The organism is Candidatus Nitrospira salsa (assembly GCF_965152625.1).
In genome coordinates this window covers 713116-737297 of sequence record NZ_CBCUCO010000004.1, presented here as the reverse complement: position 1 = coordinate 737297, position 24182 = coordinate 713116, and the positions used below count along the sequence as shown (strand labels likewise).

Sequence of the window (24182 nt, the reverse complement as noted above, 5' to 3'; positions counted from 1 at the left end):
ATTTTCATCAGAAACCCTTCACAGGCTCTCCATCATATTCATTTTCATCAGACTGTCGTTTGAGTGTAAAAGTCCCTCCTGGATCCGAGGGATTATGGTCCTGTTCAATGCGAGTATACCACCACCGCCCAGTGGCAGTTAAAAGATTGTCCGATAATTGTATTTCAAATCCTCCTTCTCGGTCATTTTCTCGCTGAGACCAAGTACCTTTCCAGATTCGATCAATGACACTCATTGTCGTAAATTGACCGTCTTTCCATTCATAGATTCCGTTCCCTTTCTGATCGAAAGTTAATGGATAGACGACGTTTCCCTCTTCATATTCCCATACCCCTGCAAGATCACGAACTTGAATAGGAGATCGTTCTTGAACGTATTGCCGTGCCTGTTTCTCCTGTGACATTGAAGACGGAGAGGTACATCCCCATATACCCGTAAGGCAGACGAGCAACAGCATGCCCCATACATGCCATCTACACCTACTTATTTTCACTTCCACATTTCTCACTATTCTCACTCATCGGCATCTCCGACCACATAGCTGACGCCAAAAAACCGCTACAGACATTTTTTCACCCTTTCCCCTTGTCTCGCCTTCAAAAACCCAAGCTCCAAGCATCCGTTTATTTAGGTTTCCGCTTGTTTTTGCCGATACATCGTTAGATTCAAGCATGTCTCGACACTCATGATCAATATATCACATTCCCCCACATTGGAAATGAACACGAAGGAAGACCGAAATGGATACTGCTACAGAGCTGACTTGCCCGGAGTGCGGTAAGCAACAACCCCAAACGGAAGAATGTGTCTCGTGTGGAGTCAGTTTATTCAGCTTAGAGGAACCCGCTCCAGTCATCACGGGTGGGAAATCCGCTTCAGCAGCATGGCCATCAACGTCTTCCGCCAAAACTCAAACGGCATGGCCTTCACCATCAGCCAAACCCGTTCAGGAAACACAATCCATACATGATGATGTTGGCAAGCCCACAGAGGACATTTCCAATACTTTAGAAAAATCACAAGAGACGAACCAACCTTCTATAGTAGCTGGCTGGCAGCCAACAGCAATTGGCGACGACAAAGACCAAACTGATGCTGACTCAGAAGTATCAGAATCTCCAGATGATGTGCCCATAGAACTCAACCTCACGGATTCACAAGAATGGCTCACCCCTGAGCAGACAAAGCCTATCGAAGAATCCGATTCCGTCATCACTGACGCACCTCCACACGACGAGCCGTCATACGACGAACCACCAATGCCGGTCGTCCTGACACCAGAAAGCTCTACCTCACCGAATCGAGTCAGATACCCACTATTTTGGGGAAACGGACAATCACTCTTTGGCATATTTATCGTCAATAGTTTCCTGACACTCATCACTCTGGGCATCTATTCATTCTGGGGACGAGCACGTGTTCGAGCTTTCCTCAATAGTCAAACGAGTTTTGCCGGCGCCAGGTTTGCCTATCATGGTACAGGGAAAGAACTGTTGACAGGATGGATGAAAGCCATGCTCGTCTTTGGTCTTCCCTATCTGTCCTTCAGTGCGCTTCCGTTTCTTTGGCAAAGCGTGCCGCAGTATATTTCACAAGGCATCGCCGGAATGCTCTTTCTCTGCTTCATCCCCGTCGCCGTCGTCGGAGCGCATCGATACCGCATGAGTCGAACGTCCTTGAATAACATTCGATTCTCGTTTCGTGGAACTGTTGCGGAATATTCCAAACTCTGGCTCAAGGGTTCCGTTCTCACCGCGCTTACCCTCGGCATTTATTATCCATTCTTTGAAAATGCCCGTCGACACTACCTTGTCACACATTCTCAATGTGGAAGCCAAACGTTCGACTACGACGGAACCGGCAGAGACCTCTTCGCGATTTACAGTAAGGCCGGCGCCCTCTATTTGATGACCGTCACACTATTAAGCAGCCTGACCTTTGCCGTAATGACCCTGTACCTCTCCATGCCCCTGACTGACATGAAACCAATCATGGTTGCCTCTAGCTCCCTTCCAATCATTGCCGGGATCGGTCTTATTGTCCCATGGTTTTACCTGCAAGCGGCTCGGCAATGTTTTTTCTGGAATCATACAAAATTCAACGACGCACGGTTCTTTTCGACCGTAACAGCCTGGAAAATATTTGAACTACGACTTGGCCATCTATTTCTTCTCGTCAGTACATTAGGGATGGCTTGGCCATGGGTTCAAGTTCGTAATCTACAGTTTTTCTATTATTACACAGGCCTCAACGGGCCCCTTGACCTTCATCGTATCGAACAGGACACCCTGGATGCATCTCCAACCGGAGAAGAGTTAGCAGGATTCTTCGATACGGGCTTTGACCTCGGGTAATGAGTCAATTGAACGTATCTCGTCAAAGAAAAGTCCAGCAGAGTATTTTCGATTGAATCATAATATTTCTCAAAATTTTCTTATTAACTCGTGACTTCCACTACCCTTCAAACCGAATGGCCTGGCATCTATTATGATGGCGTGTCCGCCTCACCGCACCGAGTCACCATTCAGGTACGACCATCCGGCCTCCAGATCATCGCTCAATCGGGAAGCCAATTGTCATGGCAGTATCAAGAGATCCGACAAACTCAGGGAAAATATTCCGGGGAAGAAGTGCGGTTTGAACGGGGGAGTGGAATTTGTGAAGTTCTCACGGTATCCGATACGGCCATCTTGGATTGCCTTCATACCATCTCACCAGACTTGGTGACACACATTCACAATCCCGCACGTCGCCGATGGCGAATGCTGATGACAGGCCTCGCGGGTCTCGCCAGTATTCCGCTCTTGTGGGCAGCCTTTACTTGGGGCATACCATGGGTCTCAGGTCCAGTCACCAGGCTCATTCCAACAGCTTGGGAAAAAGAATTGGGCCAATTCATGGCCACAAAATTAGCTCCTCCTGAAACACAATGCACAAACCCTCAAGTCGTCGACTCTCTCGAAACCATCGTCACCACACTGGCTCATTCGGTTGAGTTAAATCCCTATTCGTTTCAAATACATGTAGTGGACAGCCCAACCGTCAACGCACTCGCGGCGCCGGGGGGACAAATTCTAGTGTTTCGAGGATTACTTGAACATACTGAAACAGCAGAAGAAATGGCTGGAGTCCTCGCCCATGAAATGCAACATATTTTACAGCGTCATGGCATGCGACTTTTAGTACAGAATTTTTCAATGGGATTCGTAGTAGGAGCCCTAAGCGGAGACGTCAGCGGGATTATGACGTTCGGACTTCAAGCCGCACATGTTCTCCAAACGCTCTCGTATACCAGAAATGTCGAAGAGCAAGCTGATCAAGAAGGCCTTCAATTATTACTTCGCTCGGGAATCGACCCAGAAGGCATGCTGAACTTTTTTCGCACCATCAATGAAAAACTTAACGAAAAGAAAAAACCTTCCAAGCATACTGCACAATATTTACACACTCATCCATCAACCGAAGCACGCATTCAACGATTACAAAACCTTATTCCTTCAACATTCAAATCCTCCATAGAGTTATTGCCCGAGACAGAATGGACTCAGATTCGAAAAATGTGCGGCCATTTGCAAAAAACGTCCGCGTAAATTAGGGGAACACACCATCCGTTCATTTCCCCTATCCTTCTTCCGTCTGCTCTCTAGTAAAATTCACTTCTTTGCAAAACTAATGTGAGATTTATATTCTTGAATCGCCGCAGCCAGTGATTTACTTCCAAGGGGGATATTGGCTTCAAGTGTATCTTCAATGTCTTCATCATCGATAATCACCTCATACCGCTCTTGCCTATTGGTCATCACTGCACCTTGCGTCATTTGGCTGGGCGGCATATAGATTTCTTTCCACACTTCTTTCTCCACAAGACAGACATCTTTGAACCGTTCATACAACAGCGCTAGTTTTTCAGGGTCAGTTTCTTTTTGCTTTTCATCAGCCATTATGAATTCTCCTTCTCCAATGTATCTTGCTTTTGACTTTTCATTAAATCGTTTTCCTATTGCGCTTCGCCATATCCTCCGCCTCCAGGGGTTTCGATCGTGAGGATATCACCCGATTGGACAACAATGCGACATTTCGCCGGCAATTCTTTCTTCTCGCCCTCGCGCTGCAACTGATTTCGTCCTGCTAGTCCCGGCTGCCCGCCAATCAAACCATATGGCCCATGAGTGCGGCGTTCGGAAAGGATCGTCACATGTGCTTGCTGCAAAAACTCATACGTTCGGCAAATTCCATCACCTCCAGAAAATTTCCCCTGCCCGCCAGACCCCGACCTCACAGAATATTGCGTGACTCGAAAGGGATAGGCATACTCCAACGCTTCAACCGGTGTGTTTAAGGTGTTCGTCATGTGAGAATGGACTGCACTTGCACCATGGCCAGTCGGCCTGGCACCCATCCCTCCGCCAATGGTTTCATAATACGAAAACGGCTGTCGACGGCCAAGGTCCCATCCTCCAATCGCCACATTATTCATGGTCCCCTGACTGGCAGCTGGAATACGTTCGGGACAGGCTTGCGCCAAAGCCCCTAACACCACATCAACAATCCGTTGCGAGGTCTCAACATTCCCTCCGGCCACAGCCGCAGGAGACCGTGCATTCACAACCGTACCTTCCGGCGCAACTAGATGAATAGGCTTCATACACCCACTGTTCGCTGGGATATCGAGTCCGAGCAGACATCGAAACACATAGACGGTTGCTGAAAGCGTAACGGGGTACACTGCGTTGATGCTCCCCGCTCGTTGGGAATCCGTTCCAGTAAAGTCGACGGTCACGTCGTCTCCATTAATCGTGATTGAGGTCTTGATCGTCACCGGTTCAGTCGTCACTCCATCGTCATCAAGTCGATCCTCAAAACAATAGGACCCATTCGGTAACTCTGCGAGAAGCCGACGTGTCATCCGTTCGCCATAATCAATCAATGCCGCCATATCCTGACTCACTTGCTCAACCCCATAGCGCTGCATCAAACCCTGCATGCGATTGATTCCGATAGTATTTGCAGCCATTTGCGCATGAAGATCACCCGCTCGTTCAGTGGGTGTTCGAACATTAGCCAAAAATAAATTCCACACGTCCTGATTGATGACACCACCGCATACCAATTTCAGAGGGGGAATAATGACGCCCTCCTGGTAAATTTCTTCCGATAACGGCATCGACCCCGCCGACATTCCTCCAATATCTGCATGATGCGCTCGGTTGGCCACAAACCCCATGAGCTCGTCACGTCCATTCTTTGGACTAAAAAGTGGCGATACCATGGTGATATCTGGAAGATGCGTCCCACCCTGATACGGATCATTCACCATCGCGACATCACCGGGAGAGAAAGTAAGAGCTTGCAAACAAGCTTGTACAGAGAGCGGCATCGCACCAAGATGCACAGGGATGTGAGCGGCCTGCGCAACTAACTGTCCATTGGCATCGAATACGGCACAGGAGAAATCACGCCGTTCTTTAATATTGGGAGAATATGCGGCACGCTGCAGCCGTACGCCCATCTCTTCAGCCACCGACACAAAGAGATGTTTCATCATTTCTATCCGAATGGGGTCATCCATGCTTATGCTCCAACGTCAATCACCAGATTTCGATACTGATCAACAAGAGCCGAATCGGTTGATCCTAAATAAATGGTCGTATCCGCCAGGACAATAATAGCCGGACCTTCGACCCGATGGCCCACTTGCAAAAGCGATTCACGATAATGAGGAACCGTATCAATCTGTCCGTGAAGCACCACTGGACGTCGACACCAGATCGCTTCTCTCACATCTGAATGTGCTGGTTGATACGTTGGAAGAACAGGAGGCGAGACCATCCCGATGACTCGAACTCGAACGTTCACGATCTCGGTTTGCGCATCGTCGTGACAAAAACCATAACGTTGTTGATGAAACGCATCAAACTGAGTTCGAAATTCTGAAGTGAGCGATACACTCAATTCAAAGGACTGTCCCCGGTACCGCATATCTATTTCCCTGATGACCTCAATGGATTCGGCATCAAAACCTTGACGCTGAAGGTCCTTCACTCCTCGTTTCACAAGAGGTTCGGCTCGCTGTTCGAGTTCTTCATAGGACACATCCCCTGCGATCATTAAGGTATGCACATAGTCGACTTGCGCATCGGCCGACAGCATACCCAAGGCAGAAAGTGTCGCGGCCTTTGGAGAAATCACCACGCGCGGAATATTCAATTGCCTCGCCACATCACACGCATGTAGACCACCTGCGCCTCCAAAAGACACTAAAGTAAAATCCCTTGGATCATGCCCACGTTCTACAGAAATGACTCGCATGGCCCGCTCCATATGAGCATTCACAACCTGCACGATGCCAAAGGCTAAGGCTTGCATCTTATCCAGTATTGATTGCGGAGGAAGTGAAAGGCTTCTTCCTAACAGAGTAAGTATTTCAGCAGCTTTGACGTGATCTAACGTCATTGACCCATCTAAGAACCAATCGTGCGGAAGACGGCCGAGAAGAACATTGGCGTCCGTAACCGTCGGCTGCTGACCACCACGTCCGTAACAAACCGGACCGGGATCTGCGCCTGCACTTTGAGGTCCAACTCGCAGCCCGCCCCCTGCATCCTGATATGCAATCGACCCGCCTCCTGAACCAACAGTATGAATATCAAGGACAGGCACACGAATAGGCAATCCGCCAACCGTCGCCTCATTCGTCACATGAAGATGATCGGTGACGAGAGAGACATCCGTCGAAGTTCCTCCCATATCAAATGTCATGAGATGTTCATAGCCGGCAAGTTTGGCTACATACCTCGCACCCACAACGCCCCCTGCCGGGCCTGATAGAATAGAACGCACCCCTTGGCCGCGAGCCTGTTCAACGGATAATCTTCCACCATTGGACTGTAAAATATGAAATTCAGACGGCTCCATCTTTTGCTGGATTCGAACCAGATATCGATCGAGCACTGGAGATACATAGGAGTTGATCGCGGTTGTACTCGTTCGTTCATACTCACGAAATTCCGGAACCAGTTCATGTGATGCCGTCACAAAAAAACCGGCATCTCGAAGGCGATCGGCCACCAAACGTTCATGATCGGGAAAAACAAAAGAAAACAAAAAACTTACAGCCACGGATTCGATTCGTTGATCCTGTAAAGATTCAATGATGCGTCCAACCTCCGTTAGGTCAAGTGGTGTCACAACCCTCCCTTGATAATCCACACGCTCCGTGACTTCAAAGCACCGCTCTGGCGGAATTAATGGAAGAAGAGGCTCAGGCACTAAATCATACAATTGCTCTCGTGTCTGTCGGCCAATTACCAACAGATCCCGAAACCCCTTGGTCGTGATTAAAGCCGTTGATGACCCCTTTCGCTCTAACAGAGCATTGGTCGCCACCGTTGACCCGTGAACGACAACTCGGGAACCAATGTCTGGAATGGTCTTTAACCCCTCAAGTACCGCGATCTCCGGAGAAGCAGGTGTCGACAGACGTTTAAAACTTTGCACGGTTCCATTCGTGTCGTCATGAACAACAAAATCAGTAAACGTCCCTCCGATGTCTATACCAATTCGTTGCCCTAGACCACCTGTCATTTGCATATCAAAACGTCATGCCTCCCAACAAAAACCTAACACATGTATCAGGATCAATTCAGAACTACTGTGCGGAGATAATATCTGAACTACCGAGGAGGATCGAGAGAAAAGCCCTGGAGGAATGCAGAAGGTCTTATTGAACGAATGAACCTAACTTACCCTTTGAATGTCCCTTTCAGCGCAACGACTCTTGGACTGCCACTACTGTTATCTAGAACCTTTATCATCGCGGTATGACTCCCGTGCGAGACCGAGGTAAAGACAATCTGCATGGTACATGACGAACCTGTCGACAACTTAGCCTTCACACATTGATTATCTGTCAGTGAAAAGGCTTCCGGATTTTTACCCACCAGTTCGACATTCATTACCTGAAGCGGGCCCAGCCCTATATTGGAAAGTCGTACAGTTTGCTCACGAGAATCCGACTGAGCACTATCGGCTTCAAATTCGACGGAGTCCGTACTCATCGTCGCAAGCGGAATAGCTCCCCCACCGCTCAGAAGCACCGAAATCGCATCGGAATCGCTATCAGCTGTCACAAGGTCCGGCAACTCGTCCAAATCAAAATCTTCAGCGACGACTGCCGATGGGACTGCCCCGACACCGAAGTTCCCAGCTTTCTGATAGGTTGCCACTCCGTTGCCGAGGAGAACTGACACACTATTCGAATCTCGATTGGTCACCACCAGATCTAATTCATCATCACCATCTAAATCACGAATGGTGACCGCGACCGGACTAAACCCCACTTTAATTGATCCTCGATTCACAAATTGCCCGTCCTTGCCTTGCAACAGGACAATGACACTATCGGAAAAGACACTTGTCGTCACCAAATCTCCACGTCCATCCCCATTCAAATCTGCCCCTGTAATCGCACTCAACGACAGCCCCGCTCTGATCTCACCCTGTAATTTGAATTGGCCCTGGCCTTGATTAGCCAGCAATGAAATCACCCCGTTCGGGGTACGCCAACTTGCCTGACTCCACGTCACGGCTATATCCACAAGATCATCACCGGTCAGGTCTTGAACATACACGCCAGTTGGAAACATCCCGTTCCGACCATCTGTTTCATAAAATGTCGGCTCACCAAATTTCCCGGCTCCCTTATTGAACAGCACTGACACACTAAAAGGAGGATAATACCCGAATCGCCCACTATTGGCTGTGACAATATCAACACTGCCGTTATTATCAACATCCTTTAAGGCCACAAAGGTCGTACCTTTTCCTGACGGATAACTCCCGGCCTTGGTAAATACTCCAGTCCCTTGCCCGAAGAACACGACGATCTGATCAAGCCCACTCGTGGCCACAACCAGATCTAACAGATCATCACCATTGAGATCACTCGTCGCCACAGCCATGGGAATTTTGCCGACGCCAAAAAACACAGCCGAACGAAAGGTTCCGTTCCCATTACTCAAAAGGATAGAGACATCATCGGATGTACTATTCACCGTGACAATGTCGAGCAACCCATCTTGATTAAAATCTCCCGTGGCCATCGATTGAGGCGTCCGTCCCACAGGAGTACTCGCCGTCGGTGTGTATACAAGATTTTGTGCCCACACCGGTTGAACCGTCAGAATAATCAAGATGCTCCAGAGTTGAGTCCTCGTGAAGAATCGGAAGAAGAACTTCATTCGCAACCTCAATGATTGACAGGTTTGGTGTAATCTTTGATTAATGCAATTTCAATCGCTTCTGTTGGCGCAATCCCACGATTGCGCACGCGAGCAGACCACGAAGGATATTTTCTCAGCGTGGTAAAGATTGACTTGACGACATCCGGCATAACTCGCGATTCCCAGTCGTGCAGCCAGGCTTGCTCATCTTCATCGCCCTCATAGTCATCAGGAAAATGTGCTTCTAAACTAAATGATACGGTAAATGTCTTGTCTTCATGATACATACATTCATCCCCTTAATTCGAATATCCATAGATTGAAGGCAAGTTCTTCTTATTGTCAGCGACAAAGCGCCTTACCTATAATATCCTCTACGATGATAAAAATGGAGGTCTCGAGCCCATGCCAATATTCTCATACATTTGTCAGGAATGTTCCCATCATTTCGACTCTCTTGTCCAGGGATCCATGATTCCTGAATGTCCGAATTGCCAGGCCAAGAATCTGGAGAAGCAATTATCGGCGTTTGCCGTTGGTGGGAGTGATGGAGGATATGCCATGGGAGAAGACCCAGAAGCTTGCGGTTCATGCGGGGATCCGCGCGGTCCGGGGTCGTGCTCACTCAATTAACAACGTCATTCGTTGTTCGTGCCTGCGCGCTGTAGCGCTCCGGCGCGCAAGCGTGAATCGTATCTCGTCAAAGAAGCACTGTCAGAACATATGCTTATTCCGAGATACCCAGAACACCAAACGGATTACGAGCGATGAAGTTTTTCCGCATGTCACAAAAGGAGGACTCATAATCATGTCTGCCTCTCAAATCGGAGAAGAACTCGTTGCGCTTTGCAAACAAGGTAAAAATATGGATGCCATTGAAAAGTTTTATAGCCCTAACATTGTCAGTATCGAAGCCTGTGCAATGCCCGGCATGGAACAGACTCAAACCGGAATCGACGCTATAAAAGGCAAAAATACTTGGTGGGTCGAAAACCACGAAGTCCATGATGGGGAAGTGTCTGGGCCTTTTCCCCACGGAAATCGTTTTGCCGTATTATTTAAGTTTGAGGTCACACCAAAGCACACGGGAAAACGTATGACGATTGAAGAAATCGGGCTGTATACTGTTGAAGAGGATAAAATTGTTAAGGAAGAATTTTTCTACGCCGCACAGTAGGGCCGATCAACATTCCATTGACAACCCGCTCGTTGGAAGTCACTGTCATAAACACAGAGAGTGGGTGCGAATGGTGTCTTAGCGTTCGTCTCCGCAGGTCATCTTAAGCAAGCGTAGGATGACGAGACGGCAAGAACCGAAACACACCTTCTTATCCTCATTGAGCCATCTTCGTCTGGACCAATCCAAGATTATCAAGGTAACCATGCGTCCACGGGAACGAATTCGTTTTTAAATCGAATTGTCTTCTCGACATAGATCATCTCTCGCATTCGGTGCATCAGTCTCTTCGTCCTTACGCTCACCTCAACTCCCTTGGTGCAACTCGTTTTCTATCCAAAAAGGCAAATCGTTTTATGTCATAAATTTCTTGTGCCCATAGCGAATCCAATTGCATGCAAGCGAATAGGCTTGGACACGATAGGGTGGAAGGCCTTGCATTCTTCACGGACTTTCAACGTTGATCTTTCCATATGCCATCTGACCAATAGGTTAAAGATGTCCAAGTCTAGTTCAATCAGAAAGAGAACTCTAGGCGACAGTTCATCCGGCCAGTCGCAAAATGAACGCATTCTCCCACATAGGTACACAGATGGCGACAATGGCATTCAAAACAAAGCGACCTTCGCATGACCACACGAATTGCCATTCAGCAATCAAGCAACACGAATACTACGTACTTTGTAGTATTGACAAATAAATTGTTCCGGGATGTCATACTGAGACCTATAAAGCCTACATATCGTGGAACACCTTGATAGGAGCCAAAATATAGAATTGTGTTGTTTTTTCATTCTAAAAAATGGACGAGGCATTCACATTCATATGTTTAATCATGTATTCCTAAGCAATGGCGATTGGTGGATCATTAGACTATCCCGCGACATGATAGAAGCATTCATCCCGCCGTTCCGCAGAAGGGAACGATATCATGATTTTTTTATCTATCATCGTGCTTTTCAGCAGTCTCCTCGTTGGACTCTTGTCCCCGATTCACTCCCACGCCACAGAATTGAGTACGGCCGCTGATGACGTGGCTCCCGGCACATGGGCACAGTTATCAAGCCCACCAGCCAGTTTTTTCCGTCAAAACAGTAGCATTTCGACGCTTGACGCAATGGGAGAAGGCACGTGGGATCCCGTTACCCGTCGCGTCTATTTCATGGCGGCAGCCCGTTTTGGTTCCAGTAAACTCCATGTGTATGACGATGGGACTAACTCATGGAAAGAAGGGGGGCGGATACCAGGATTTCCTCATGCCACGTGGAGTCATGGATACAATCATAACGCGCTTGATGCTGGCACGGGAACTTTAGGCTACATTAGATTAACGCCGTCAATGACTAGGTTTTATAATCTAACCATACGTCAAACAATCAGTACCACCAATACCTGGCAGCTCGTCAGTCTTACCTCCAACACCGGCAACGTCGCTGAATCGCTAGACTATTTTCCAGAGCGCGGCACTTGGGTTATCGCGGATGGAACCTCGGGCAACATTCGCGAATACGATCCCGATACCGACAATTGGAGTTTGATAACGAAAAAGGTGAGTTGTTTCGGGACCACCGGTGTATACCACACCTTTGCAACCTATCTTCCATTGCGAGGAGAATTGGCGTTTGGAGGAGGCAACACTTCAAGCGGCACTCCTCCAAGAAGATGGTGTACAATGGACCAAACGGGAATAGTAGTCCAACGACCCGACGCGCCTTCTGCCCTTCATGTCAACGCAGGACAGCAAACGGGAGCAATTATCACCGCTGATCCGGATTCCGGAGATCTCCTTGTTCTGACCAACATGGGGAAATTCCACGCCTTTGACTTTTTGACAAACCGGTGGCGTACTGTCAACGATGTAGGACGACCAAATATATTTAATAATTCTTCCAAGAATATTTCCAATTCCGTTGTGATCCCCATAAGTACCTATGGCGTGGTCATGTACGCAAAAGCGGTCACCAGCGATCCAGAAGTCTGGATCTATAAACATAGTCAGGGTGGAACGATCTCGCCGCATCCCCCACCAAATCCTCCGCCACCCCCACCAAATCCTCCGCCACCTCCACCAAATCCTCCGCCGCCTCCACCAAATTCTCCGCCGCCCCCGCCAGATGGCTCAACAGTCGCCATCAACTTTCAACCTAGCTCAGCTACCACACCAGCAGGCTTCCTAAAAGATGATGGCTCCGTCTTTAATGCTTCTCGCGGTTATGGCTGGTCAACACGAGTCAATACACGAGACCGCAATCGTTCAAGCAACCAGTCGCTCGATACGTTGGTTCACTTTGACACAGGTGCCGTTGTCACCTGGCAATATATGCTTCCCAATGGCCAGTATCATGTGTCGCTTGCGAGTGGCGATCCCTCCTGGCCACAAGGACCACATCATGTCCAAATCGAGGGAGTCACAGTTATTAATAATGTCACTACCAAGGTCAATGAATTTGTAAATATTACGAATCATCTCGTGACGATTGCCGATGGTCAATTAACGATTCGCCTCACGCGTCCAAACGGCACGAGCAAGAAAACCATTCTCAACTTTGTCCGCATTGCTCCCGTGGGATCAAACCCACCACCACCGCCACCGCCAGGTGGCCCAACCGTTGCCATCAACTTTCAACCTGGCACAGCTGCCACGCCAGCAGGTTTCCTAAAAGATGATGGCTCCGTCTTTAACGCTTCTCAGGGATATGGTTGGTCAACGCGGGTCAATACCCGCGATCAAAATTTTCTCAACGATCAGTCTCGAGACTCCTTTATTCATTTTGACGCCGGCAACTCTGTCACTTGGCAGTACAACCTCGCCAATGGTAGCTACGTCGTCTCATTAGCCAGTGGCGATCCTAGTTATAGCCAAGGGCCGCATCATATCGTGGTCGAAGGAAAGACTGTCATTCACAATGTCACGACTCAAGTAAACGAATTCCTGACAATCACCGATTTCCCAGTAACTGTGAACGATGGAAACCTTTCCATTCAGCTTACGCGCAACGGGGGGAAGACTAAAACGATACTCAATTTTGTCCGTATTGCCCCTGCAGGAGGATAAAGCGTGAAAAAATCTTAGGCTTTAGACAAATGCTACCGTCCCCACTGATGATTTTTCTTATGATGGGGACGGTTGCACCGGCAGTACGACTGAACTGTCAGGTTGAATATGCCGAAAATTGAGGAACAATCAACAATGAAGAACGTCCTTACCCTGAGCGGACGTGCGGTTGCATCTTTTATGTGTAGAGACAAGCAAAGAGCAGCGAGGGAGAGAGCGCTGTATGATTTGCTTCCTATTCGAGGATGTTCCTAGCAAACACGGAATACGAAAAGACGTGCATCGAAAAACTTCTCGTTGACTCGTTCACCCGTTCACTCTCTTGAGCCAGCTATCCGACAAGCGATACGGAATGCTCATTGCCATTGAGTCCATCTTCTTCTGGATCAATCCAAGATTTCTGAGGAAACCCCAACGAATCTGTCCCTTCACCATAATAGAGCGCATTGGCCTTCAGGAGATAGGTCATCGGGCCAATGGTTCCATCAGTTTCCATGATTTTATATTGCGGATCACGTAACTCTGGGAGGGATGGATACCGGCCTGGCAATACCCGAAGCACGCGATGGATCGTAATATGGGTTCGTCGTTCACCGGTTGAGTCACTGTAGACCACGACCATCATACCATTCGGCAGGAGTTTACTCTCAGATGGGAGATCGACTTGAAACTCTTCGGGATTAGGAATATTCAGGCAGGCAATACTCGCAAGCGGCAGAATGATCAACAGAAGAATCACGCCTCCTGATACAACAGACCTTGTAAAAAAAGGAATGGAGCCTCTCATTCGGCACCTCCTTTGCTGAAGGTTGGTCCAAACTTTTGCCCTTATAGTTCTTTTCGGTCAGTTAATGGAAAAACTGTAGAGATAGGTGTCGTTCATGTAGAACTTGGAGGAAGGGACTAGTGACATAACTCAATGAAACCTATAGCCATTTCCTCATAAATGTTCTTGCAGAATCACGAAGAGGATGTGGCGAAATATGAAGGGCCATACCACACTGAGGGGTTCGATAAAGAGAAGAAGGGATCTCGCGGGCTACTCTGAACTACCCAGCATATCATCGATGAGTGGACGATTAATATCTTCACACCCTGGGCAAATTAAATCAAAGAAGGCTTCATGATCTTCGACATAGTTTTTTTCATCCACAAGCTTTTCCTCATGAACGGACTCAAAGCAAATCGGGCAAAGCATCATGATGCCCCGCATAACCTTGACAGTTTTTCGACCAACACTTCCAGCCATAGCATCTACCTCACATGCAATTGGTTCGTATCTCGTCGTTCGTTGCTCGTATTTCGTCGAAGGCTAGGAGAAAGTTTCACGAGATGCAAGCGACAAGAGACGAGCAGCGAATTCAGGACCACCCACGCTGCTGAGCAAGCAAAAAGTCTTCTTGCTCAAGATCAATACCACAATCGGGACATTCATATGGTTCATCAGGAGGCGGGACCGGCAATTCTTTCTCCTGGACCCTTCCCTGACAGACATGGTAAAAATGTCCAGCAGAATGCTCTTCATCTAACACATCGTTTTCGTATTTAAGAATCATTGTCTGTTGTTATTTCAATAGAATAAAAATAGCCACACACGCCAAGGGATGAAATGTGACAAGATCAACTAAACTCCCTTTTTATACCAAGGCAACCTTTCGGTGCGCAATCCTGGAGTCCTGAATATGATACGTTTCAACCTTCAAAGCTGGCCTTTCCTACATGGATTGGCATGTTCCATTATTGTTTACGCTTTGGGCTCTTCTCCCGTCATGGGATTATCCGCAGCGCCTGAAACATCGACAGCTCCATTTGCCTTAACGCCTCTCATCACAGATCAGCTTCATAAACCAATCTTTGTAACCCACACCCGAGAAGGTAACGATCGACTGTTTATCGTCGAACAAGATGGAAAAATTCTCATCTTTGAAAAAGGACGACTCCTCCCAAAACCCTTTCTCGATATCTCCAGCAAGGTGTCAACTGGAGGAGAGCGGGGGTTACTTGGCTTAGCGTTTCACCCGAATTACGCCAAGAACGGACGATTGTTCATCAATTATACCCGTAAAGAAGATCAAGCCACGGTCATTGCCGAATATCACCGTGCAGCCATTCCTGATCAAGCTGAGATGAAGGAGCGTATCCTCCTCGTCATGCCCCAACCCTACGGAAACCATAATGGCGGCATGGTGGCGTTTGGTCCTGACGGATATCTCTACATCGGAATGGGAGATGGGGGCGCGGGAGGCGATCCGGAAAATCGTGCACAAAACTCCAAGGAATTACTTGGAAAAATTCTTCGTATCGATATTGATCAAGGTGACCCATATGGCATCCCCGCTGATAATCCATACGTCAAAAACGGAGGGCGGCCAGAAATCTATGCAATTGGATTTCGAAATCCGTGGAGATTTTCCTTTGATCGCCAAACCGGAGAGCTATGGGCGGGAGACGTTGGGCAAAACTCGTGGGAAGAGATCACCAAGGTCAACAAAGGTGAAAACCTTGGCTGGCGGTTGATGGAAGGAGAACACTGCTTTCAACCAAAGCAAGGCTGCCAGAACTCAACACAGCTGACAATGCCGGTCCTGAATTATGCCAATGGCGATAATGGGCGCTGCTCCGTCACGGGTGGCTATGTGTATCGCGGGAAAACTATGCCCTCGCTTCAGGGCACATATCTCTTCGCAGACTTCTGTAGCGGAGAAATTTTTGGATACGCAAACAAGTCGTTTAAAGTCCTTCTCGACACGGATTTGCAGATTCCATCACTTGGAGAGGATGAAACCGGTGAACTGTATATCCTCGGCTATGATGGATCTATTCACAAACTCACTCCAGGTACCAAATCAACTGGGCCTTAACAGCGAGACTTTGTTAAAGAGGTCTCCTTCATCCAGAACTTTCCCCACCCCAAGAACCACTGAGGTCAGCGGATCTTCTACCGTGATAATGGGAAGATTGGTTTCTTCCTGAAACCGCGTCGCCAAACCCGGGAGCATCGACCCACCACCTGTAATCACCACACCTCGGTCGATAATATCACCGGCCAACTCTGGCGGAGTATTTTCCAATGACGTTCGAAGCGCATTAACGATGGAGTGAATGGGTTCTTCCAAGGCCTCCCGAATCTCTGCATCGTTCACCACGACCGTACGGGGAATCCCTGAAATCATATCCCGCCCTTTCACCATCATCGTTTTTTGCTGTTCTAATGGATAAGCCGATCCGACTTCTATTTTAATTTTTTCAGCCATATGCTCGCCAATCAGCAAATTATAGCGTCGCTTAATATAGCTCATAATGGCGTCATCCATCTGATCCCCAGCTACCTTCACCGATTCACTGCACACAATGCCACCCAATGAGATGACCGCAATATCGGTCGTTCCGCCTCCAATATCCACGACCATATTACCCGAAGGCTCGGTAATCGGAAGACCCGCACCAATGGCGGCGGCGACCGGCTCTTCGATCAAATAGACTTCTCGCGCCCCGGCATGTGTCGCCGACTCACGCACTGCCCGTTGCTCAACTTCGGTAATCCGCGAGGGCACTCCGATAATGCATCGTGGCCGGACAAAGGAGTTTCGGTTGTGCGCTTTGGTAATAAAATAGTGCAGCATCCGTTCCGTCATGGCAAAATCTGCAATGACGCCTTCTTTGATCGGCCGTATCGCAACTATATTCCCCGGCGTACGACCAACCATTTTCTTGGCTTCGGCTCCCACCGCCAACACAGAATTACTTTGCTTCTCAATCGCCACGACCGAGGGCTCACTGAGCATAATGCCTTTTCCACGTACATAGACCAATGACGTGGCCGTACCAAGGTCAATGGCCAAATCACTTGAAAACCATCCGAGAAAGTCTCCTGCTAGTCCCACGGCATCTCCTTCCTGAGAATGTCAATCCACATCATTCGTTGTTTACATCCATTCCTCGGAATGTCCCACAACTCACACAATCGTACCCGTAATGTCATAATCGGTTGAAAATCGAAAAAATGAAGACGAAATAGGAAATAACTGAGATAAGGAAAGGAGAAAAGAGCGGATCAGCTCATCCATGAGATCCGATTTCATTAACGATCAACAGTAAATGATTGTGACGAGGTTGCGACGCAAGCGGGTGTTCGCTCTTATCACACTTCTCTAGTATTCTATGATGGTCTCGTTGATGAGTCCATACCAACCAAGCGGTTGCACAGGCTATGACATCACTGCACTGGTGTCAAGAGGTGAAGTGGGAAAACACAACAGGCCCTAAACATTCACCGCTCTTTGAGAAAATATCGTCATTATCTTGCTCTCTACCCTTCGTATGGTATAAGTAGATAGAGGAAAATATAGCCGTTCCAATATTTCCAACATTTGGTGCGTGTGATGGCGCAGGGTCTGTTTTGACGCCTGTGATCACACCTCAGAAGGAATGTTACTACAGCGTAGGATGTCCATGGATCGCTCTTAAACATAGGAACTATCGTGCCTAAGGACGGTTCGGCTAGACTTGGATACCTATAACGAATATATAAAGAAGGATAGTTGAATCACTAAGGTCGGAGACATTGACGTACGCGTTGTCTCACCACCATCGTGTCCAAGCATATCTTCTGTTATCGAATGGATTTGCTAATTTCCTTCAGATCTTCCTCTAAATATTGATATAACTACACAAAGGTCATTGCATCCGCGTGTCGAAAAAATTTCTCGTTATTCTGGTTGCTCTTGTACTGATGACCACATATCTGGTCATCGTTGGCTTATCGCGATGGGGAGATATCACCCCACCGGAGATCCTCATCACCCAGCCATTTGATCAAGTTGGTCCTTCCACTCCACTGTCTATTCGCATCTCTGATCCTGATACCGGCTTGCGTAATATTTCGATTCGAATCGTGCATAATCTGAAAACCTACGTGCTTGATAAACAATCGTTTTCCTCGCACGGTCTGCTCTCCGCCGAAGGAGGCACCCGACACGACTATGAACTCACGGTGACGCCGTATGAAGACGAGACCATTCCGAGAAAACCCGGTGATGCGAAACTTGTCATCACCGCTCGCGACTATTCCTGGCGTAATCTCCTCGAAGGCAATCGGCACCGAATCACCCAGGACTTCACCCCCAAGTTCAGTCCGCCACGCCTTGAATTGCTCTCACCTCCAAGTTCAATCGCGCAAGGAGGTTCAGGCGTTGTCCGATACCGAGCCTCACCTGATGCCGTTACGCATGGAGTAAAGATCCAATCGGCTTTTTTCCCAGGCTATCCCATGCCTGACGATTCCGGCATGTTTGCCCTCATAGCCATGCCGTACAACGCCAAATCGAATACACCGATTCAGCTCACGGCGCAGGATGCCGTCGGTAATACCGCGATCCTGGACGTAGACCTCCGCGTCAAGAAAAAGGCCTGGAGGACTCGACGTATCGGGATTTCCGATTCATTTATTGAAAAAACAGTCTTGCCCATCATTGCCCAAACGCCGGAGCTGCCGGAACAAAGTACCAACCTCGAAAACTTTGTCATGGTCAATAACCAGCTTCGACAAATAAATAATCAAACGATTCGAGACTTTTCAAAACAGAGTGAAGCGGCATTTCTCTGGACAAAAGCATTTCGCCAACTCCCTGGCTCAAAAGTTGAAGCGTCATTCGCCGACCATCGAAATTATGTGTATAAAAATAAAGTCGTCGACACACAAGATCACTTAGGTTTTGATCTCGCCGTCACCAAACATTATCCGGTCCAAGCGTCCAACGATGGAGTCGTGCTGTTTGCCGGGTACCTGGGCATTTACGGCAACACCATCATTATCGATCATGGCTATGGTCTGCAGTCCCTCTATGCACATCTTTCTTCATTTTCCGTCAAAACCGGCGATGCCGTGCTCATTGGACAAATCATTGCTCGTTCAGGTACAACGGGCCTCGCCGCCGGGGATCATTTGCACTTCAGTTTGGTGTTGCATGGAGAACAAGTGAACCCAACCGAATGGTGGGATGCCAATTGGGTACAGACCCGTATTCGAGATAAACTCAGCCTCGAGGCACCACCTGAGATCATTCTTGAACCGGAGCAACCAGAGCCTAGTAATGCCCTTGGACCCAGACCTGGCCTCAATCCTCCGCCCGCAACCCCGTAACCTATAGCCGGTTTAAATAAATTCCGCATATTTGAAATGAATTATCGCGCTGAGTTAGTTGATATGCCCAGCTGGAACGTATTTGGATTCGCTATAGATACCTCAGTCGATGACCTTCAAATACGATGATGCCCTTCCAGATGTTCAAGTAACACAGCAATGGCCAAAACGAAATCCAAGAAGACCAAACCCAAACCTCGCATCGATGAGATTATCACCTCGGTCCCTCTGGATGAGACGACACGCCAGCGGTATCTCAACTATGCCCTCTCCGTCATTACGTCTCGAGCCCTTCCCGATGTTCGTGATGGCTTAAAACCCGTCCAACGACGCATTCTGTTTTCGATGTATCACAATCATCGGTTGACACCAGATCGACCACCAATTAAAAGCGCCAAAGTAGTCGGTTCCGTCATTGGTGAATGGCACCCCCACGGCGACTCAGCCGTCTACGATGCCATGGCCCGCATGGCGCAGTCGTGGTCCTTACGACTGCCTCTTGTTGATGGACATGGAAATTTCGGGAGCCTCGACGGTGACCCTCCAGCCGCCTATCGATATACCGAAGCCCGACTCGCTCCGGCAGCCGTCGACCTGTTGTCAGAACTCAACAAAGAGACGGTTGATTTTCAACCCAATTACGATGGAAAAGCCGAGGAACCCCTCGTTCTTCCTTCTCGTTTTCCCAATCTGCTAGTCAACGGCTCTACCGGCATTGCCGTGGGCATGGCCACAAACATCCCGCCCCATAACCTGGGGGAGGTCATCGACGCAGCTGTGGCCCTCATCAATGATCGAAACTGTTCGATTGCCGACCTGCTCAAACACGTGAAGGGTCCGGATTTTCCCACTGGAGGCGAAATTCTTAACAGCCGTTCAGACATTCGTGAAATTTATGAGAAGGGGCATGGCTCAGTCCGACTTCGTGGCGAATACACCGTAGAGTCGCGCGGACAAGGAGAACCAGAGATCATCATCACTTCAATCCCCTTTGCCGTCGACAAATCAACCATTGTCGAACGAATTGGGGAACTCGTTGGTGCACGTAAAATCCCGCAGCTGCTTGATGTACGAGATGAATCCACGACGGATGTCCGCATTGCACTCGAGGTGCAAAAAGGTGCCGACCCCGATGTCGCCATGGCCTATCTGTTCAAGAATACTCCGTTACAGAACAATTTCTCGGTGAATCTCACCTGCTTAGTGCCAACACCCGGGACGTCGGCCTCACGGCCCGACTGTCTGAATCTCAAACAAATCCTGGAACAATTTGTCGATTTTCGCTTCGACACCGTCAAACGGCGGTACGAGTATGACTTACGGGTCCTTGAACGCCGCATTCATATCCTCAACGGATTTAAAATTATTTTTGACGCGCTTGATCAAGTCCTGAAAATCGTTCGGCAGAGTGACGGCAAAGCCGATTCAGCACAAAAACTCCAGCAACGCTTTGATCTTGATGCCATACAAACCGAGGCCATTCTCGAAACAGCGATCTACAAATTGTCACGTACCGAAATTAAGAAAATGTTGGACGAGCTGAGCGACAAGCGTCGACAGGCAAAAGAGCTCAAGGCCTTACTGGCCTCCAAGCCGAGACTCTGGACGGTGGTCAAAGACGAACTGGCCGAAGTATCCAACACCTACACCGATAAGCGCCGGACGAAAATTGGCAGACGCCAAACCGAAGAAGTCCAGTTTGATCCGGAAGCCTACATGGTGAGAGAAAATGCCATCCTCACCGTCTCAACAGATGGCTGGATTAGACGTGTCGGACTCATTAAAGACTTGTCAAAAGCCCGGCTTCGAGAAGGTGATCGACTTATGCTGGCGCTCGGCGGCAGCACAGTCGACAATATCGTCTTTTTCTCAAACTACGGCAGCGCCTACACCATACGTATCGGAGATATTCCTCCCGCACGAAGTGGATATGGCGACCCGGCACAAAAACTTTTTAAGTTCAAAGATGGAGAACGCATCATCGGAGCGTTAAGTTTAGATCCACGCATGCGACGAATCGAACCAGTCCAGACAAAAGGGAAAAAGGCCAAATCGCTACCACTCTTTGAGCAAACTGACCAAGACGGATCAGCCTCGATTGGCCAAGCCATGGCGGTGAGTTCAACAGGAATGGGCGTCCGTTTTGAGTTGAGCACCTTTCTAGAGCCGTCAACCCGATTGGGTCGAAAATTCATGAAAGTCAGAGACGCCGAAGAAGTCGTGGGTATAGGATTCCTCGAAGGCTTACTCAACGCATCGAACGTTGCCGTGGCGACCCAACGCGGTCGCCTGCAACTGTGCCCGGCAGAAGACGTCTCTCTCCTTTCAGGTCCAGGACGAGGTGTGATCGTGATTAAATTAGAACAACACGATCGCGTTGTGGCCTTCGGCCTCCTGAAAGACAAAACCGATCAAATCGTCCTGCTCAAACAGGATGGATCGAAACTGTCCGTCTCATCTAAAAAATATCAATCGGTGAGCCGTGGCGGAAAAGGCCACCCCCTCTTTCGTCGAGGAAGTTTGAGTGGGGCCGAAATACCAGAAGCAATATTACCTGAATTTCTAACAGAGGCGACCAATTAAATGGTTCGTCAACACGTTCATCCAAACCTCGATGTTCTTTAAAGAGCTTATCCATGGCTAAAAAATACGACGCAAGTGACATTGTTGTGCTAGAAGGCATTGAACCGGTTCGACGTCGACCGGCAATGTATATCGGCGGCACAGACAAAACGGGCCTCCATCATCTCGTGTGGGAAGTTTTGGATAATGCCATTGATGAAGTCATCAATGGTCACGCCACCACGATTCTCGTCGAACTCGACAAAGCTCGCAATGGCATCACGATTACGGATAACGGGCGCGGAATTCCAGTCGAGAAGCATCCCAAATTTAAAAAATCCGCTCTGGAAATTATCATGACCACCTTGCATGCCGGGGGAAAGTTTGAGACGGGCAGCTACATTCACTCAGGAGGACTCCATGGTGTGGGCGCCTCTGTCGTGAACGCCTTATCGCGTCATCTCGAAGTACGAGTCAAACGAGACGGACAGGAATGGTCGCAAACTTACCAAGCCGGCAAAGTCCAAGGTCCAGTCAAACGAATCGGCCAGGCTCGGGGGACAGGCACATCGGTGTATTTCCGTCCAGATCCAGCTATTTTTGGAAAAATGATACTCTTCGATCCAGTCTTACTGAAAGACACGTTGGAAGCCAAAGCCTATCTTCATAAAGGCCTCAAACTCACCTTTAAGGACGGAAGCTCTGGCGAAACCCACAGCTTCGTACACGAACAAGGCATTCAAGAGTATCTGGTCAAACTCGTCACAGATCGTGGACGAAAACCTTCGGCTGATTTTGTCTTTTACTTAGATCGAAAACTCAAACAAACCGGCGATCAAGCGGAAAATGGCAACGGATTCGGCATGGAAGTCGCGCTGCAATGGACCGATGAACCGGCTGAGTTTATTCGAAGCTACGTAAACGGGGTCCCCACCCCTAACGGCGGCACGCATGAAATCGGACTCCGCGCCGGCATCGTCAAAGCGGTTCGGAACTACATCGAAACGCATAATTTGACTCCCAAAGGCGTCAGCCTCCAAGCCGAAGATATCCGCGAAGGCTTGGCGGCCGTACTCAGCGTCTTGATTTTGAATCCACAGTTCCAAGGACAAACCAAAGAACGTCTCAATAATCCAGAAGTGCAGAGTGTAACGGATAGCGCACTACGCCCGGCATTGGAAACCTTCCTCAACGCAAACCAGTCTATCGCGGAATCACTCGTTGGCCGTATGGTGCTTGCCGCCCGTGCCAGGGAAGCCTCACGGGAAGCCTCCAAAGCCGTCATGCGAAAATCCGCCGTCAGTCATCGGCTCAATCTTCCTGGGAAATTAGCAGATTGTCAAAGCACCGATCCCACCATCAGCGAACTGTTTATCGTTGAGGGTGATTCTGCCGGGGGGACTGCCAAACAGGGACGTGACCTGAAAACGCAAGCCATCTTACCGATCCGCGGAAAGGTCCTCAACACCGAGGAATTAACCTTGGCCAAAGTTGTGGAAAACAAAGAGTTGGCGGATCTGGTGAAAGCACTAGGATGCGGAATCGGCAAAGACTTTGACGTCAAGAAACTGCGCTATCATAAAATTATTCTCCTCATGGATGCCGATATCGATGGGTATCATATCAGCACCCTCCTCTTAACCTTTTTCTTTCGGCATGTGCCGGACCTGATCAAGCAGGGACATGTCTTTATTGGACAACCGCCTCTCTATCGAATTGAAATTGGCAAAGAAGTGCATTGGGCTGGAACCGACGAAGAAAAAGTCCGTATTCTGGAACATGCCCGCAGTAACGCCAATCCTACCATTAGCCGCTTCAAAGGGCTGGGGGAAATGTTTCCTCAACAACTTCGAGAAACCACCTTGCACCCCTCGACACGACGGCTGTTAAAAGTCGAACTCATGGACGAACTCACCACGGATCGTATCTTCCACGACCTTATGGGCAAGAAAACCGAAGCCCGCTACGAATTCCTCATGGCCAACGCCGGACAAGCCGATGATTTGGATGTGTAAAGACGTGAGG

Annotated in this window: 19 protein-coding genes; 9 read left to right on the top strand and 10 right to left on the bottom strand. The window is 48.7% G+C overall.

The genetic code is table 11. The annotated features are described in order from the left end of the window. Positions 1-7: 7 nt before the first annotated feature. Complete coding sequence (locus tag ACWQXP_RS17500; RefSeq protein ID WP_454064145.1) at positions 8-403, bottom strand: hypothetical protein; 396 nt, start codon at positions 401-403, stop codon at positions 8-10. Positions 404-740: 337 nt separating this feature from the next. Between ACWQXP_RS17500 and ACWQXP_RS17495 the strand changes: the two genes are divergently transcribed. Further along, the gene (locus ACWQXP_RS17495; RefSeq protein ID WP_454064144.1) at positions 741-2354 is read left to right on the top strand and encodes a YjgN family protein; all 1614 of its coding nucleotides are present in this window, start codon (positions 741-743) and stop codon (positions 2352-2354) included. A gap of 90 nt (positions 2355-2444) precedes the next feature. Next, positions 2445-3590 carry a M48 family metallopeptidase gene (locus ACWQXP_RS17490; RefSeq protein ID WP_454064143.1) on the top strand — a complete coding sequence of 382 codons (1146 nt, stop codon included), beginning with the start codon at positions 2445-2447 and terminating at the stop codon, positions 3588-3590. Between the two features lie 63 nt (positions 3591-3653). On the opposite strand, the gene ACWQXP_RS17485 is transcribed toward ACWQXP_RS17490, so the two are convergent. The 5 genes from ACWQXP_RS17485 to ACWQXP_RS17465 form a co-directional block, all read right to left on the bottom strand. After that, complete coding sequence (locus ACWQXP_RS17485; protein ID WP_454064142.1) at positions 3654-3941, bottom strand: hypothetical protein; 288 nt, start codon at positions 3939-3941, stop codon at positions 3654-3656. A 56-nt stretch (positions 3942-3997) separates the two neighbouring features. Then, a complete protein-coding gene (locus ACWQXP_RS17480) occupies positions 3998-5569 on the bottom strand; it encodes a hydantoinase B/oxoprolinase family protein (protein WP_454064141.1) in 1572 nt (523 codons plus the stop codon). A gap of 2 nt (positions 5570-5571) precedes the next feature. Beyond that, positions 5572-7590 carry a hydantoinase/oxoprolinase family protein gene (locus ACWQXP_RS17475; protein ID WP_454064140.1) on the bottom strand — a complete coding sequence of 673 codons (2019 nt, stop codon included), beginning with the start codon at positions 7588-7590 and terminating at the stop codon, positions 5572-5574. Between the two features lie 152 nt (positions 7591-7742). Further along, a complete protein-coding gene (locus tag ACWQXP_RS17470; RefSeq protein WP_454064139.1) occupies positions 7743-9239 on the bottom strand; it encodes an FG-GAP-like repeat-containing protein in 1497 nt (498 codons plus the stop codon). An 8-nt stretch (positions 9240-9247) separates the two neighbouring features. After that, entirely contained in the window at positions 9248-9508 is a 261-nt protein-coding gene (locus ACWQXP_RS17465) for a hypothetical protein (protein WP_454064138.1), read from the bottom strand. 118 nt (positions 9509-9626) lie between these two features. Here ACWQXP_RS17465 and ACWQXP_RS17460 point away from each other — a divergent pair, with 118 nt between their 5' ends. The 3 genes from ACWQXP_RS17460 (at position 9627) to ACWQXP_RS17450 (ending at position 13453) form a co-directional block, all read left to right on the top strand. Next, a complete protein-coding gene (locus ACWQXP_RS17460; RefSeq protein WP_454064137.1) occupies positions 9627-9854 on the top strand; it encodes an FmdB family zinc ribbon protein in 228 nt (75 codons plus the stop codon). A gap of 175 nt (positions 9855-10029) precedes the next feature. After that, on the top strand, positions 10030-10398 hold the full coding sequence (locus tag ACWQXP_RS17455; protein ID WP_454064136.1) for a SnoaL-like domain-containing protein: 369 nt from the start codon (positions 10030-10032) through the stop codon (positions 10396-10398). Between the two features lie 931 nt (positions 10399-11329). After that, positions 11330-13453, top strand: a complete 2124-nt coding sequence (locus tag ACWQXP_RS17450; RefSeq protein WP_454064135.1) for a hypothetical protein — start codon at positions 11330-11332, stop codon at positions 13451-13453. Between the two features lie 331 nt (positions 13454-13784). Here the strand turns inward: ACWQXP_RS17450 and ACWQXP_RS17445 are convergent, their stop codons facing one another. The 3 genes from ACWQXP_RS17445 to ACWQXP_RS17435 all read right to left on the bottom strand — a co-directional run bounded on the left by ACWQXP_RS17445 (position 13785) and on the right by ACWQXP_RS17435 (position 15009). Then, positions 13785-14240, bottom strand: a complete 456-nt coding sequence (locus ACWQXP_RS17445) for a hypothetical protein (protein ID WP_454064134.1) — start codon at positions 14238-14240, stop codon at positions 13785-13787. A gap of 252 nt (positions 14241-14492) precedes the next feature. Further along, positions 14493-14702, bottom strand: a complete 210-nt coding sequence (locus ACWQXP_RS17440; protein ID WP_454064133.1) for a hypothetical protein — start codon at positions 14700-14702, stop codon at positions 14493-14495. Between the two features lie 112 nt (positions 14703-14814). Beyond that, entirely contained in the window at positions 14815-15009 is a 195-nt protein-coding gene (locus ACWQXP_RS17435) for a hypothetical protein (protein ID WP_454064132.1), read from the bottom strand. A gap of 126 nt (positions 15010-15135) precedes the next feature. Here ACWQXP_RS17435 and ACWQXP_RS17430 point away from each other — a divergent pair, with 126 nt between their 5' ends. Then, positions 15136-16314, top strand: coding sequence for a PQQ-dependent sugar dehydrogenase (locus ACWQXP_RS17430; protein ID WP_454064131.1), 1179 nt, complete (start codon positions 15136-15138; stop codon positions 16312-16314). Here ACWQXP_RS17430 and mreB read toward each other — a convergent pair. Next, on the bottom strand, positions 16300-17337 hold the full coding sequence (gene mreB, locus ACWQXP_RS17425) for a rod shape-determining protein MreB (RefSeq protein WP_454064130.1): 1038 nt from the start codon (positions 17335-17337) through the stop codon (positions 16300-16302). The genes ACWQXP_RS17430 and mreB overlap by 15 nt on opposite strands. Positions 17338-18143: 806 nt before the next feature. Between mreB and ACWQXP_RS17420 the strand changes: the two genes are divergently transcribed. From ACWQXP_RS17420 to ACWQXP_RS17410, 3 genes are all read left to right on the top strand, one after another. Then, positions 18144-19595: a M23 family metallopeptidase gene (locus ACWQXP_RS17420; protein WP_454064129.1), complete on the top strand. Its 1452-nt coding sequence runs from the start codon at positions 18144-18146 to the stop codon at positions 19593-19595. A gap of 159 nt (positions 19596-19754) precedes the next feature. Further along, positions 19755-22178, top strand: a complete 2424-nt coding sequence (locus ACWQXP_RS17415; RefSeq protein WP_454064128.1) for a DNA gyrase/topoisomerase IV subunit A — start codon at positions 19755-19757, stop codon at positions 22176-22178. A 53-nt stretch (positions 22179-22231) separates the two neighbouring features. Further along, positions 22232-24172 (top strand): DNA gyrase/topoisomerase IV subunit B, encoded by a 1941-nt coding sequence (locus ACWQXP_RS17410; protein WP_454064127.1) that lies wholly within the window; start codon positions 22232-22234, stop codon positions 24170-24172. Positions 24173-24182: the final 10 nt, after the last annotated feature.

What these genes read in the sequence shown, in the direction of transcription:
- ACWQXP_RS17500 (WP_454064145.1), bottom strand. Translation starts at nt 403, where the DNA reads ATGTCACAGGAGAAACAGGCACGGCAATACGTTCAAGAACGATCTCCT.
- ACWQXP_RS17495 (WP_454064144.1), top strand. Translation starts at nt 741, where the DNA reads ATGGATACTGCTACAGAGCTGACTTGCCCGGAGTGCGGTAAGCAACAA.
- ACWQXP_RS17485 (WP_454064142.1), bottom strand. Translation starts at nt 3,941, where the DNA reads ATGGCTGATGAAAAGCAAAAAGAAACTGACCCTGAAAAACTAGCGCTG.
- ACWQXP_RS17480 (WP_454064141.1), bottom strand. Translation starts at nt 5,569, where the DNA reads ATGGATGACCCCATTCGGATAGAAATGATGAAACATCTCTTTGTGTCG.
- ACWQXP_RS17475 (WP_454064140.1), bottom strand. Translation starts at nt 7,590, where the DNA reads ATGCAAATGACAGGTGGTCTAGGGCAACGAATTGGTATAGACATCGGA.
- ACWQXP_RS17470 (WP_454064139.1), bottom strand. Translation starts at nt 9,239, where the DNA reads ATGAAGTTCTTCTTCCGATTCTTCACGAGGACTCAACTCTGGAGCATC.
- ACWQXP_RS17465 (WP_454064138.1), bottom strand. Translation starts at nt 9,508, where the DNA reads ATGTATCATGAAGACAAGACATTTACCGTATCATTTAGTTTAGAAGCA.
- ACWQXP_RS17460 (WP_454064137.1), top strand. Translation starts at nt 9,627, where the DNA reads ATGCCAATATTCTCATACATTTGTCAGGAATGTTCCCATCATTTCGAC.
- ACWQXP_RS17455 (WP_454064136.1), top strand. Translation starts at nt 10,030, where the DNA reads ATGTCTGCCTCTCAAATCGGAGAAGAACTCGTTGCGCTTTGCAAACAA.
- ACWQXP_RS17450 (WP_454064135.1), top strand. Translation starts at nt 11,330, where the DNA reads ATGATTTTTTTATCTATCATCGTGCTTTTCAGCAGTCTCCTCGTTGGA.
- ACWQXP_RS17445 (WP_454064134.1), bottom strand. Translation starts at nt 14,240, where the DNA reads ATGAGAGGCTCCATTCCTTTTTTTACAAGGTCTGTTGTATCAGGAGGC.
- ACWQXP_RS17440 (WP_454064133.1), bottom strand. Translation starts at nt 14,702, where the DNA reads ATGGCTGGAAGTGTTGGTCGAAAAACTGTCAAGGTTATGCGGGGCATC.
- ACWQXP_RS17435 (WP_454064132.1), bottom strand. Translation starts at nt 15,009, where the DNA reads ATGATTCTTAAATACGAAAACGATGTGTTAGATGAAGAGCATTCTGCT.
- ACWQXP_RS17430 (WP_454064131.1), top strand. Translation starts at nt 15,136, where the DNA reads ATGATACGTTTCAACCTTCAAAGCTGGCCTTTCCTACATGGATTGGCA.
- ACWQXP_RS17415 (WP_454064128.1), top strand. Translation starts at nt 19,755, where the DNA reads ATGGCCAAAACGAAATCCAAGAAGACCAAACCCAAACCTCGCATCGAT.
- ACWQXP_RS17410 (WP_454064127.1), top strand. Translation starts at nt 22,232, where the DNA reads ATGGCTAAAAAATACGACGCAAGTGACATTGTTGTGCTAGAAGGCATT.